Genomic DNA, 12803 nt, shown 5'->3' on the forward strand with positions numbered 1-12803 from the left:
TGTCATTGACGGCCACTTCGTCCCCTTCGTGTTGATATGAGCGAATCGAAGGATTACGGAGTGGCCGTCTCTTGTCACATGGATCTCACCCGTACCAGTCCAAGGCTTGATCACCCGCACACCATCTCCCTGGACGTGAACTGCGGAGCGAACCGGTGGTCTGGTGCCCACCGCTCGGCCTACTCGACGGTCTCGACCTGCCCGGCACTGACCCGTCCACCATCGACATCGATCGCCTGCACGAGTTGACTCGCGGACGCCGTTACCCAGCCGGATCGGCCGCCCAGACTCTCGGCACCAGCATCGAGGCCGTGCGTCTCGTTCTGGAGGAACACCCGATCCCGGCTGCGCCGCTCACCGCGGCCCAGGCCCGTGCCCTTGGCCAAGTAAGCCACGCCGCCCGCCAAGTACTTACGGAGAAGGAATTTCGCCGCCGCTACCTCGACGAACATCAGTCTGCGCGCACCATCGCGCTCGACATCGGCGTATCGAAAACCACCGTAACCAGACTCGCAGCGGAGTACGGCATCGAGCTACGCAAGGTCGGCCGCTACTTCAAACACCACAACGCCATCGACCCAGACTGGCTATACGACCAGTACGTCACACGCCGCCGGACACTAGCGGATATCGCACGTGAGAAGGGCACCAGCACCACCTACATCACCCGCCGAGCCCATGACCTGGGCATCCCGCTCCGCCCAAGCGGTGGCGCCAGCACCCGCAAAGCCATGGACTCCAAGGCCGACTTCGCAGGCTATCTGGGGTTGTCAAGCGAACTGGCTGGTCAGCCGCTTGGAGGTCTGTCAGACACCTCAGGCAAGTAGACCCCAGCATGCCGAGCATGGTGAGGTCCGGCGCGAAGGCATTCGAGCGCGTGGAGAGGCGATCGATCAGCGATGGGCCGTTGCGATGAGGCGCCGCAACGCGGCGTGGGCGGGTGGGCCCCAGGTGGGCTTGCCGCCTGGGCGGCCGCGGACGCCGGCTTCGCCGATGAGGAGGCCGCTGAGGGCACGGAGCACTGCCCATCCGCGGGCACGGCGCAGGGCCGCGGCGTCCGGTGCCGGCTGGTAGGCGGCGTGGAAGAGGTCGGCGGTGTCGTCCGGCAGCAGAATCCACGCGGCGGCGAGGTCGCAGGCCGGATCGCCGGCGAACAGATCGCCGAAGTCGATCACGCCGCAGATGGTGCCGTCCGCGGTGAGGACGTTGGCCGGATGCAGGTCGCCGTGGAGCCAGAGCGCCGGGCCGGCCCAGTTGGGCGCGGCGGCGGCGTCGTCCCAGACAGCGCGGACGGCGTCCGGGTCGGGGATGAGCCGGGGCGCGATTCGAGCAACGGAACGAAAAGTCTCGGTTTCCGGCCAGCTCGAGCCGATTCAGGTCCCGCACGGCAACTGATCACATGGGTGGAGTCGCTGCGTTGCTTTACCCCCGGCCGCCCGTTGAGAACCTTAGCTGCGCTTTCAACACTGACCCCATGTCCGGGAGTCGTACCGTCACGGCGAGGCCGCCGCCGGTGCGGGGGACGGCATCGATCGTGCCTCCGTGGACGCGTGTGATGGCGGCCACGATCGACAGGCCGAGGCCCGCGCCGGACACCGACTCGGTACGGTCGCTGGTGAGGCGCCGGAACGGCTCGAACAGCGATGACACCACCTCGTGGGCGATCTCCTGCCCGGTGTTCTCCACGGTGAGGACCGCGCCTCCATTGCCCGTTCCGGTCCGGACGGCGATGAACCTACGCTGGTCGTTGTACTTCTCGGCGTTCTCCACGAGATTCGCGATCAACCGCTCCACCAGAACGGGATCGCCGGAGGTGAGGGCCGGTGACAGGTCCACCGTCGCGCCGGGGTGCTCGCAGAGGACACGCCGGGCCAGGTCGGCCAGATCGACGGGCTCTGCGTTGGTCAGCGTGTGTTCTGCCGCGGCCAGCATCAGGAGTCCGTCGATGAGCCGATGCTGGCGGCTGTTGGAGGCGAGGAGTTCATCCCGGGCCTCCAGCAGCTCCTCGGGAAGTTCGCCGAACGCCACCTGCAGCAGCGCCCGGTCCAGCGCCAGGGGTGTCTTGAGCTCATGGGAGGCGTTGGCGGCGAACCGGCGCTGAGCATCGGTCGAGCGCTCGAGCCGGTCGAGCATGTCATCGAAGGTGTCGGCGAGCTCCTTGAGCTCATCGTCGGGGCCCTGCATCGCGATCCGCTGATGGAGGTTGGACAGGGACAGCCGGCGGGCCGTGGAGGTGACGTTGCGAATCGGGCGCAGGACGCGTCCGGCCAGCCACCAGCCCAGGATTACGGAGACCACCGTCAGGACAGCGATGATGATCGCGGTGGCGGCCCATTGGTACCTCAGGAGTTCATACTGCAGCTGAAGGTCGCCTTGGAACACCGCTTCCTGGTCGACTTCGCCCCGGGTCGGCGCCCCGGCGGTCGAGGGCTGAGGTGCTCGGCCCGAGACGGAGACGCTCACCCCAAGCGCGCTGCTGAGCAGCAGGTTCACCGCGAGCAGCATGACCACGGCCATGATGAGGAAGGGGCTGGCATAGAGCGCGGTCAGCCGGACCCTGACGGTGCTCCGTGGCCAGGGTCGACGAGACGGTAGCCCGCTCCGATCACGGTTTGAATTACCGGTGGCGGTCCCAGCTTCTTGCGCAGCGTCGCCACCGTTACCCGCACGGAGTTGGTGAAGTAGTCGACGTTCTCGTCCCATGCCTTCTCCAGCAGATCCTCGACACTGACGACGCTTCCGCCCGACCGCATGAAGACCTCCAGCACCGTGAACTCCTTGGGGCTCAGAGCCACGTAGCGCCCGTTGCGATGCACTTCGTGGTAGGCGGGGTCCAGGGTGATGCCCGCCATCTGCAGAACCGGCTGGAGCCGGGTCGGCACCCGCCGTGCCAGGGCTCGGATCCGGGCGACGAGCTCGGGAAAGTCGAAGGGCTTGGCGAGGTAATCGTCAGAACCCAGGCTCAGCCCCTCCACCTTCGACCACAGGTCACCCGCGGCGGTGAGCATGATGATCCGTGCGGGGACCTGCGCCTCCATCAGCCTCCGGCAGACATCGTCACCGTGGATCTCGGGTAAGTCCCGATCGAGCACGATCACGTCGTATTCATTGGTCATCGCCCGTTCCAGGGCCGCGTCCCCGTCATAGACGACGTCCACGGCCATCCGGGCCTTGCGCAGCCCGGTGCCGATGATGTCGGCCAGGCCTTTCTCATCTTCGGCAACCAGCACGCGCATGTTCGATGCTCCCGGATGTCGGTCGTCATGGTACGTCTCAGGCGGACAGGGCCAGCGTCGGCGACATCCGAGCGGCCCGCATCGCCGGGTAGAGTCCGGCGATGGCGCCGACGGCGAGTGTGGCGCCGAGTCCGCCGCCGATCACCCACGTGGGCACGACCGGCGGCAACCCTTGTGTCAGCGCGAACCCGATGGTGCCGACCACTCCCAACAGCGAGCCGGTGAGCCCGCCCGCCCCGGCCAAAATCAGGGATTCGGCGAGAAACTGGATGCGAACCTGGGCGGTGGTGGCCCCGAGCGCGCGACGCAGGCCGATCTCACGACGCCGCTCCAGTACCGAGATGATCATCGTGTTGGCGATGCCGACCCCGCCCACCAGCAGGGCCACGCCGCCGACACCAAGCAACAGGCTGGTGAATGCCCCCGCCACCGCGGCCCTCGCCTCCAGAGCGTCGGAGGGGCGGCTGACCGTGACCTCTTCTGGATGCTCCGGGTTCGCCGCGTGATTCAGCAACGCCCTGACCTCCGTGACCTTCTCCTCAGCGATCTTCGTGTAGACCAAGGTCGGGTGTCCATCGAAACCGAGGAAGGCATCCGCCGCGGCGAAGCCGACCAGCGCGGCCACGTCGACGTCCTTTGCCAGTGGCGATTCGGCCAGGACCCCGATCACCGTCCACCACTGACCGTTGATCCACACCGAGTCTCCGGCGGTGGCGGCGAGCCGTGTGGCGGCCGTGGATCCCAGCACCACGGTGCGTTGCGCCGCGGTGGCCGCATCGTGCCACCTTCCGCTGTGGACAGGGGTCTGCAGGACCTCCAGCAGATCCAGGGATGTGGCGCGGACCTGAAGGCCACCGGTGCGCGTCGAAGGGATGCGATCGTTGCGGTAGATGGCCTTGCCGGTATCACCGGTCTGACCGGCCATGGCGACATGCTCCACGCCCCGGATCATCCGGCCCGCGTTCTTCGGCAGCCTGGCTTTCTTCTCGGAGAACTGCTTGCCGGGGGCGACGGTCAACATGTTCGTCCCCAGCTCATCCAGGGTCTCCATGACGCGAGCCTGGCTGGAGGAGGAGATGCCCAGCACCGCCACCATGGTCGCGATGCCGATGGCGATCCCCAACGCGGACAGCACGGCCCGCGTGGGCCGGGCCCGTAGCCCCGCCACACCCACCCGCGCCACATCCTCCAGGTTCATCCGGGCCGGGGTCAGCCGTGCTTTGCCGATCCGATCCGTCATCAGAGAGCTCCAATCTCGCCGGCCTCGGAGGCCTCATCCGCGACGACCAGGCCGTCACGGATGTGGATCCGGCGTGGCGCGGCGGCCGCGACCTCCAGGTCGTGCGTGATGATCACCACGGTGGCGCCGGCGGCGTTCAGATTCCGCAACGTCGCAAGAACCTCTGCCCCTGATGCGGTGTCAAGGTTGCCGGTCGGCTCATCGGCCAACACCAGCGACGGCTCCCCGACCACGGCGCGGGCCACGGCGACCCGCTGCCGCTCCCCGCCCGACATCTGATTCGATCGGTGCTCCAGCCGATCCGCCAGGCCGACACGCTCCAATGCCTCACCCGCCCGTCGCCGGCGTTCACGCCGCGCCACCCCGGCATATAGCAAACCGTCAGCGACGTTGTCGAGAGCGGAAACTCCGTCCGCGAGGTGGAACTGCTGGAAGATGAACCCGATGTGCTGGGCACGCAGCGCCGACAGCTCGTGATCGCTCAGCTGCGCCACGTCGTAGCCGGCGATGCGCACCTGGCCCTGCGTTGGCCGGTCCAAGGTACCGATCATGTTGAGCAGGGTCGATTTGCCCGACCCGGAAGGGCCGACCATGGCGACCAGCTCTCCGGTATCCACGCGCAAATCCACTCCTCGCAGCGCCAGAACGCCACCGGGAAACTCCTTGGTCACCTTGGTCAGCTCGACGACGGCGGTCATAGCCTGGGAACCTCGACTCTCACGCCCTCCGACAGGCCGGCACCAGAGATCTCGACGCGGCTCCCCGTGAACAGGCCCGTCTCGACCGGCACCACCTGCCGGGTCCCGCCCTGCACCACCCGCACACCGTACTGGCCGCCTTCTCGCGCGATCAGTGCCTCGACCGGCACCGACAGCACGTCCTTGCGGCGCCCGGTTCGTAGCTCGACCGTGACCGGCGCCTGATCCAGCCTGCCCAGTTCGCCGCCGACCTTGACACTGACATCGATCGTTGCCGGACTGTCCGCATCCTTCCCGGGCCGTGCGATGGTCCCGACAGAGGAGATCGTTCCAGCGACCTTCTTGCCGTCCGGCAGTTGCACCCTCACCCTGGCGCCCTTTCGAGCGAATTGCTGGTTGGAGGTCTCCAGTTTGATGGTGATAGCCCGTTCGGTCCTGGTTGTTGTCACCACCGAACCTTCAGCGGCATCCCCCGCCTCCTTGGTGTTCTCCGCGATCCGAAGCGCGCCCCTCGAGAAGATCACTTGGCTCACCTCCGCCCTGCCCGTCGCCACCAGCCCCTTATCACGCTGCCAGGCCCACACCGCCTGGGCGGTCACAGCGGTAAAGGTCTTGTCGACCGTGCCGGGCTTGTATCCCAGCTTGACCAGGTTCAGCTCCAGCTGCTGGACATCCGGGCCTGTGGTGCCGACACCAAGGCGCCGATACATCGGGACGGCGCCATACATCAGGAACACCGGTTTGCCCTCCACCTTGTACAGCCAGCCGCCCCGACGCACCACCGTTCCCTCGGCGCGGGTGGCCGTGACCACCCCGCTGGCGCGGTTCGGCTGGATGCGGCGGCCCGCGTACCCGAGGGTGCCGCTGACCTGTTTGGTGTCCACCATGTCGGAACGCGTGATCGGCACGGACGACGTCTGCGCACCGTTGGGGCTCGACGCCGGCGCTGCCGTACGACCGGGGAGGTTCATGAACCCCACCACAGCCCCGCTTCCGATCACCGCTACGCCGCTCAGCAGCACCGCCGTGCGCCTCACTCGGAGTTCCCAGGAGCCTGCTCCTTGCACGCCTTCTGCGCCTGCTGAACCACCGGCGTGTCCTCGGTCATCCCGTCCGGCAGCTTTACAGCGACACCGCCGTCAGGATCCTGCTTCGGGTCCGGCATGTCGACTCCCGCCTTGCGCATGCACGCGACGTACTGGAGCGCGGTGTCCATCGCCTGCTTCTTGTCCTCGGGCGACACCTCCTCACCGGCCGGGGCGTACTGCTTACAGGCCGACTTGGCCGCGTTGCTCTTTTCCGGGGAGTCCGCCTTGATGTCCAGCCCGTCGCTCCGCTCCGCGACGGTGAGACCCTGATCCCGCAGGCACGCCGCGTACTTCGCCTGATCACCAGAGTCTCCCTGCGCCCCGGGGCCACCGCCGCATGACACGAGGACCACTGAGGTAGCGAGGAAGGCTGCGCCCTTCAGGGCAATCTTTATGTTCGCCATGCCCCGCAGCATGCTGGACAAGGGTTTAAAAGAAGCTAACCAGATTTGCTTAACTCATCTTTAACTCAGGCCGCAATCCGAGCTCGACTTTGGCTATCTTCGCGATCTTGAAAAGTCGGCTGTGTGGGCGAGCGTTGCGGGCTCTTCGAACCTAAATAGGGCGGAGCATGATCCCGTAGTTGGGGGCTCCGCTGGCCCAGGCCTTGGCGAAGTCAGTGGCCTTCCAGGTCCACGTTCCCGAAGGGATATCCGGGGCCAGATCCAACGCACTTGCCGACTCAGTGGCTATAACCTCGCCGACGCTGGTGGTGGCCGGTGGATTTGACCACGTCGCCCATTCCCAACTTGAGGTGACGCGCTGTGCCTTGATCGTTTGGCCTGGGAAGCACCCGGCGGCCAGCTTGCCGCCTGGCGGGCGCCTCATCGGGTGCGGGTTGGTGCAGCGCCGTCAGGAAGGCGGCCAGGGCGTCGGCGGCCTCCGCGGCGCGCGTGACGGGGGCGCGGTCGGCGGGCTCGCCCGGCACCCAGGTGGTGACGATCCAGGGTCGCGGAAACAGAGCGGAGGGCTCGCCGAGGCGCTGCGGGACGGGAACCGGCAGCGGGAAGCGCGGGGCGAGGGCGGGCAGCCAGGTGTGCTCCTTGCGCAGCAGCTCGTCCGCGTCCTGCGTCGCCCAGGGCAACCGGACGGCGAGGTCGTCGCCGAGCCGCCAGAGCTGGTTGTCCCAGCCCCCCGCGCCGAGCCTCACAGGGTAATCGGCCAGGTCGGGGTGCTGATCGCGCAGCAGACCCCGCACCAACTCCGCGGTGATCTCCATCTCGGTATGCGTCATGCGGAGCAACAGTAGCCGGATGGGCAGCCCGCCCGTTTCCTCCACGGTCCAAGGCTTTCAGGCCAGGAGACCCAGGGTTTCGGGCGTTGCACGGTGTGCTGTTTCCGCCCGACGCCGAGGAAATGACATCAAGCGCGGAATGATCAAGGTGACACGGAGCGCGGAACGCCAAAATGCCCAGCTCACAGGACCAGCATGTGACACCGAAACACGGATCCTACAGCAATAGCGGCATGAAGCAGTCCAACGGCCGAAACGGCTTCTGGATTCGCTGCCATCAAGCCGCCTCGTCCGTGGAATCGGGAGTGGGAGCCAGCCGAACGCGGCCGGACTGGGCCTTCTCGTCGGGGAAGACCCACTTTCGGAGCGCCCAGAAGCGGAAGACCATGGCGATCAGCGTGCCGATGACCTGCGCGCTCATGAAGTCGGCGATCTCCTGGGTCACCAGGCTCACATCCGGGGTCTCCAGGCGAAATACGTACCGGGAGATCCATAGGGGCGCGGAGCTGAGCACTAGACCGACGCCACTGACCAGGAAGAACAGCGCCGCCTCGTGACGGCGCTCGCGGCCGCCCCTGGTCCGGAACGACCATTCGCGGTTCAACACGTAGGACACTATCGTCGCCACGAGCACCGCGATGATCTTCGCGGTCACCGGCTTCGGTTCCAAAATGGTCAGCTTCAGCCCATAGAACACCATGTTGTCCACTAAGAACGCTGTTCCACCAACCACCGCGAACTTCAGCAGTTCACGGTGCTTCAGCGCAAGTGCGTGCAGCGGTTCCGGCAATCTTGCGAGTACTGCGTTTGCTGTTCGGAGCACCCCCGATCTTCTCACCGGTCGAACACCCTGGTAACAAGATTTACGGACATGGCTTGTCCGGCTTCGCCATCATCAACCGCGCTCAACCCTTGGCGCCTACCGAGGCCGGGCACCAGCCCGATTGCTCATCGGCGCGGCTAGCAGCGGCATCTTTCGCGCTCCATGACGCTCACCAGCTCACCACCTTCGGACGTCCAGCCGGAACCGGCAGCCGGTCCCGCAGTATCCGCACGCCCAGCGGGACCAGAGCCACGCAGAGCAGGGCGGTGACCAGCGCATCGGGGATCGAGGCGCCCTTCAGCACGCCCATCCAGGTGCCTCCCGCCAGCAGCAGCATCGAGGCCCGGGCGGTGCCGAAGACGCCCGTACGCCAGGCGGCGACGGCCAGCAAGAGCGAGCCCGCGTACTGGCCGACCGAGGCCCAGACCGGTACCCGCCACGGTCCGTAGGAAATGTCGACGTACTCCTTCATGGTCGCATTCGTCGCCTGGTCCAGCCCGATGACTTCGGTGAGCTGGAAGGCTGTCTGGTCGGCGCCGGCGAAGTACAGGCGGGAGAAAAGCCCGGCGACCAGCAGGGTGGCACCAAAGAAGGCGAGGCCGCCACCGACCCGCTGGGCCAGAGCGACGAAAGCGGGGAAGAGCAGCACCGCCCCCAGTGCGAAGACCGCATAGGAGAGGGTGAGCAGGGCGGGGTCCGAGGTGTAGGCGAGGAGCTGGCCGTAGGCGGCGAACGGCTGAGCCTCGGCCCACGCCTGCTGCTGTGGGGTGAGGGCGGTGATCGTGCTCAGGTAGCGCAGCAGGTATCCGGCGCACAGGACGACCGGGCCCAGGACGAGCGTCGCGCCGCCGATCCACCGTCCGGGAAAGTAGGTATGCACGGCGGCGAGCCTGTCAGGGTGAGCCGGATGGATCATCCGCCGATCGTCAACCGGTACCCCCTACGAAAGTTACCTCTGAGCACCTCGGTCAGCCGACCAGCCAAGCCACGCCATCAACTGGACGTCCAGCCGACGCCCTGTTCAGAGGACCGGCCTATGCCACAATGCGCCGGACCCTACAGGTGTCACGTTTGCCGGGTCCGCTACGTCAAGGACGTAGGAGAACCCTGACGAAGGATGTGACCGTGGACGCTGACGACTTTCTGGCCGGCCAGTTCGAGGAATTCCGCCCGCATCTCAAGGCGGTGGCGTACCGGATGCTGGGTTCGCTGGCCGAGGCCGAGGACGCCGTGCAGGAGGCGTGGCTGAAGCTGAGCCGTACGGACAGTGGCGCGATCGGCAATCTGGGCGGCTGGCTCACCACGGTCGTCGGCCGGGTGTGCCTGGACATGCTCCGTGCCCGTACGGCACGGCGAGAGGCGCCCTTCGAGCAGCGCTTGCCGGACCCGGTCGTCAGCCGCGAGGACGGCGGCGACCCCGAGCAGCAGGTGTTGATCGCCGACGCCGTCGGGTTGGCGCTGCTGGTGGTGCTGGAGTCGCTCAGCCCGGCCGAGCGGCTGGCGTTCGTGTTGCACGACATGTTCGCGGTGCCGTTCGAGCAGATCGCCGCGATCGTTGACCGCTCGCCGGACGCGGCGAAAAAGCTGGCCAGCCGCGCACGCCAGCGCGTACGCGGCACGGTCCCGCCGCCGGAGCCCGACCTGGGCCGCCAGCGGCAGGTCGTCGACGCCTTCCTGGCCGCCGCGCGCGGTGGCGACTTCCAGGCGCTGCTCGAAATCCTCGACCCCGACGTCGTGATGCGCGTTGACGCCGAAGGCGGGCTGTGGACGATCCGCGGCGCCGAGGCCGTGGCCGGACAGGCAGTCAACTTCCAGCGCTACACGACCGCACGTCGCGTGGAGCCGGTGCTGGTGAACGGCGCCGTGGGGCTCGTCAGCCTGGAGAACGGACAGCCAAAGGGCGTCCTGAGCTTCACCATCAGCAACGGCAGAATCGTCGCCTTCGACATCCTGTCCGACCCCGACCGCCTCGAAAGGCTCGACCTGGTCTTCGGAACGATGTGACAAACCAGACAAGGTCCTGCGGAATTGGCGTGATCACTCCGGTGCTTTAGCGGATGACTGAAGCGAAGAGGAGCACGCCATGACCATCCTTGTCGCCTACGACGGCTCGGCCGACGCGCGGACCGCGATCGAGTTCGCCGCCAAGCATCTCTCGGCCGAGCCGACCGTCGTTCTCACGGTGTGGGAACCGCTGCTCGTGCAGCTGCGCAGATATCCACTGGCCGCGGCCGCGCTCGACCCGGGCACCGGGGACGAGGCGCAGGCCCAGGCCGAGCAGCACGCGAAGGACGGCGCCGAGCTGGCGATCGCGTCGGGGCTCGCCGACGTGACCTACCGGGCGGTCGCCGACAATGAGTCGATCTGGAAGACGATTGTGGACGTCGCCGACGAGCTCGACGCCTCTCTGATCGTGACGGGCTCGCGTGGCCTGGCCGGGGCCAGATCGGTGCTGCTCGGCAGCGTCTCCAACCACGTGCTGCATCACGCGCACCGGCCCACCTTGATCGTCCCGCCGGCCAAGACTCCCCGCTAGGCCCGGCCGATCAAGGCCCGACGGGTCACTGTGCGGCCGCGGCGGCCGGCTCCACCGAGCAGCAAGCCTGGGGCGGGCACAGCTTGGTGTCGATGCGCCGGGCGCCCGGCCCCTCGTCGCCCAGCCGGTCGTGCGGGTTGGCCACCGGGCACCGGTCGAGCGAGAGGCAGCCGCATCCGATGCACTCTGTCAGGTCGTCTCGCAGCCGCTGCAACTGCAGGATCCGATCGTCCAGCTCGCTCCGCCACGCGGCCGACAGTCTCGCCCAGTCGTCACGTGTGGGCGTGCGCTCGTCCGGCAGCTCGGCCAGCGCGTCCTTGATGGTCTTGAGCGGGATCCCGATGCGCTGCGCCAGCCTGATGAACGCGACTCTGCGCAGGCTGTCGCGGCCGTAACGGCGTTGGTTGCCGGCCGTGCGACGGCTCTTGACGAGCCCCTTGGCCTCGTAGAAGTGCAGGGCGGAGACGGCGACGCCGCTGCGCTCGGCCAGCTGGCCGACGGTCAGCTCCTTGGTGTTCCAGGCGACCTTGGTCATACCTGGAGCTTACTTGAGGGTTCGTTCGAAGAACGTCTCCAGGACGACGACCGTCTGCGTCCCCGTCACGCCGTCCACCTCGAACACCCGCCGCAACACGTCCTGCAGCTCCCGCGTGCCCGCCGTACGGACCTTGAGCAGCACCGACGCGGGCCCGGCGATGACGTGCGCCTCCTCGATCTCGCCGATCGCCGCCAGCCGGTCGGCGCTGTCGCCCATCCACGTGCTGCCCTCGACCAGCACGTACGCCGTCACGCTCCGCCCGAGTGCGGCCTGGTCGACCTCGATCGTGGTCCGCCTGATCACGCCCCGCTCACGCAGCTTGCGCACTCGCTCGTGGGCCGCCCCGCTGGACAGCCCCACCGCCCGGCCGAGCACGGCGTACGACTGCGTCGCGTCTTCCTGGAGCAGCTCGATCAGCATCCTGTCGATATCGTCCACCACAGGATGATATCTCGTCATTTTCCCGGCAAGCCGAACGGCGTATGGTGAGAACCATGACGAAGACGATTCCCACCGAGTTCGAGGTGCTCGACGAGCGGTTCGCCGCGGTCGGCGGAGACGACGTGATCGAGGTGCTCTACACCGGCACCCGCTGGGCGGAGGGCCCGGTGTACTTCCCGGCAGGCCGGTTCCTGGTGTGGAGCGACATCCCCAACGAGCGGATGTTGCGCTGGGACGAGATGACGGGTGTGGTCGGGCCGTTCCGCCGGCCGTCCGGCTACGTCAACGGCAACACGCTCGACCGCGATGGCAGGTTGATCTCCTGCGAGCACGGCAACCGCCGCGTGACCCGCACCGAGCATGACGGCTCCATCACGGTGATCGCCGACCGGTGGGAGGGCAAGCGGCTCAACAGCCCCAATGACGTGGTCGTCCGCTCGGACGGCTCCATCTGGTTCACCGACCCGCCGTACGGGATCCTCAGCGACTACGAGGGTCACGCAGCCGAGCAGGAGATCGACGGTTGCCATGTCTACCGAGCCGACCCGGTGACGGGCGAGGTACGCGTCGTGGCCGACGACTTCAACCGGCCCAACGGCCTGGCGTTCTCGCGGGACGAGAGCCTGCTCTACGTGGCCGACACCAAAGAGCGGCACCTGCGCGTGTTCGACGTACGGGAGGACGGCACCCTGGCGGGCGGCAAGGTCTTCGCCGAGGGCGGCGCCGACGACATCTTCGACGGGATGCGGCTGGACAACACCGGCCGGATCTGGGCCGCGGCCGGCAAGGCGGTGCTCTGCTACGACCCGGACGGCACCCTGATCGGCCGGCTGAAACTGCCGGAGTCCACCGCCAACCTGGTGTTCGGCGGGCTCAAGCGCAACCGCATGTTCATCACCGCCTCGACCTCGCTCTACTCGCTGATGACCAACGTCACCGGCGCGCGCCCGGTCTGGGCCGGGCGCTAGC

Annotated in this window: 16 protein-coding genes and 1 pseudogene; 4 read left to right on the top strand and 13 right to left on the bottom strand. The window is 67.4% G+C overall.

The window, feature by feature from the left end; translation table 11 throughout:
* Window positions 1-155: 155 nt before the first annotated feature.
* On the top strand, window positions 156-827 hold the full coding sequence (locus ACTWQA_RS54235) for a hypothetical protein (RefSeq protein WP_443166656.1): 672 nt from the start codon (window positions 156-158) through the stop codon (window positions 825-827).
* 66 nt (window positions 828-893) lie between these two features.
* Here ACTWQA_RS54235 and ACTWQA_RS54240 read toward each other — a convergent pair.
* The 11 genes and pseudogenes from ACTWQA_RS54240 to ACTWQA_RS54290 form a co-directional block, all read right to left on the bottom strand.
* Window positions 894-1313, bottom strand: a pseudogene (locus ACTWQA_RS54240) (phosphotransferase); the annotation flags it as partial.
* 109 nt (window positions 1314-1422) lie between these two features.
* Entirely contained in the window at window positions 1423-2517 is a 1095-nt protein-coding gene (locus ACTWQA_RS54245) for a sensor histidine kinase (RefSeq protein WP_443166657.1), read from the bottom strand.
* A gap of 29 nt (window positions 2518-2546) precedes the next feature.
* Window positions 2547-3236, bottom strand: coding sequence for a response regulator transcription factor (locus ACTWQA_RS54250; RefSeq protein WP_138671535.1), 690 nt, complete (start codon window positions 3234-3236; stop codon window positions 2547-2549).
* A 37-nt stretch (window positions 3237-3273) separates the two neighbouring features.
* On the bottom strand, window positions 3274-4476 hold the full coding sequence (locus ACTWQA_RS54255) for an ABC transporter permease (RefSeq protein ID WP_443166658.1): 1203 nt from the start codon (window positions 4474-4476) through the stop codon (window positions 3274-3276).
* Entirely contained in the window at window positions 4476-5174 is a 699-nt protein-coding gene (locus ACTWQA_RS54260; RefSeq protein ID WP_443166659.1) for an ABC transporter ATP-binding protein, read from the bottom strand. The genes ACTWQA_RS54255 and ACTWQA_RS54260 overlap by 1 nt, the downstream gene beginning before the upstream one ends.
* Window positions 5171-6196, bottom strand: coding sequence for a peptidoglycan-binding protein (locus ACTWQA_RS54265; RefSeq protein ID WP_443166660.1), 1026 nt, complete (start codon window positions 6194-6196; stop codon window positions 5171-5173). Before ACTWQA_RS54265 ends, ACTWQA_RS54260 begins: the two co-directional genes overlap by 4 nt.
* 11 nt (window positions 6197-6207) lie before the next feature.
* A complete protein-coding gene (locus ACTWQA_RS54270; RefSeq protein WP_443166661.1) occupies window positions 6208-6666 on the bottom strand; it encodes a hypothetical protein in 459 nt (152 codons plus the stop codon).
* Between the two features lie 151 nt (window positions 6667-6817).
* Complete coding sequence (locus ACTWQA_RS54275) at window positions 6818-7036, bottom strand: hypothetical protein (protein WP_443166687.1); 219 nt, start codon at window positions 7034-7036, stop codon at window positions 6818-6820.
* Entirely contained in the window at window positions 6945-7496 is a 552-nt protein-coding gene (locus ACTWQA_RS54280; RefSeq protein WP_443166662.1) for a phosphotransferase, read from the bottom strand. The genes ACTWQA_RS54275 and ACTWQA_RS54280 overlap by 92 nt, the downstream gene beginning before the upstream one ends.
* Before the next feature lie 277 nt (window positions 7497-7773).
* A complete protein-coding gene (locus tag ACTWQA_RS54285) occupies window positions 7774-8286 on the bottom strand; it encodes a GtrA family protein (protein ID WP_443166663.1) in 513 nt (170 codons plus the stop codon).
* A 202-nt stretch (window positions 8287-8488) separates the two neighbouring features.
* Complete coding sequence (locus tag ACTWQA_RS54290; protein ID WP_443166664.1) at window positions 8489-9235, bottom strand: hypothetical protein; 747 nt, start codon at window positions 9233-9235, stop codon at window positions 8489-8491.
* A 209-nt stretch (window positions 9236-9444) separates the two neighbouring features.
* Between ACTWQA_RS54290 and ACTWQA_RS54295 the strand changes: the two genes are divergently transcribed.
* Entirely contained in the window at window positions 9445-10323 is an 879-nt protein-coding gene (locus tag ACTWQA_RS54295; protein ID WP_443166665.1) for a sigma-70 family RNA polymerase sigma factor, read from the top strand.
* 79 nt (window positions 10324-10402) lie between these two features.
* Entirely contained in the window at window positions 10403-10855 is a 453-nt protein-coding gene (locus ACTWQA_RS54300) for a universal stress protein (RefSeq protein ID WP_443166666.1), read from the top strand.
* Window positions 10856-10880: 25 nt separating this feature from the next.
* Here the strand turns inward: ACTWQA_RS54300 and soxR are convergent, their stop codons facing one another.
* A complete protein-coding gene (gene soxR / locus ACTWQA_RS54305; RefSeq protein ID WP_327587121.1) occupies window positions 10881-11390 on the bottom strand; it encodes a redox-sensitive transcriptional activator SoxR in 510 nt (169 codons plus the stop codon).
* A 9-nt stretch (window positions 11391-11399) separates the two neighbouring features.
* Window positions 11400-11831, bottom strand: coding sequence for an Lrp/AsnC family transcriptional regulator (locus tag ACTWQA_RS54310; RefSeq protein WP_305917540.1), 432 nt, complete (start codon window positions 11829-11831; stop codon window positions 11400-11402).
* A 56-nt stretch (window positions 11832-11887) separates the two neighbouring features.
* Between ACTWQA_RS54310 and ACTWQA_RS54315 the strand changes: the two genes are divergently transcribed.
* A complete protein-coding gene (locus tag ACTWQA_RS54315; RefSeq protein WP_443166667.1) occupies window positions 11888-12802 on the top strand; it encodes an SMP-30/gluconolactonase/LRE family protein in 915 nt (304 codons plus the stop codon).
* The last annotated feature ends 1 nt before the right edge of the window (window position 12803 follow it).

Source organism: Nonomuraea sp. 10N515B (assembly GCF_052245915.1).
In the GTDB taxonomy this organism is placed as follows: domain Bacteria; phylum Actinomycetota; class Actinomycetes; order Streptosporangiales; family Streptosporangiaceae; genus Nonomuraea.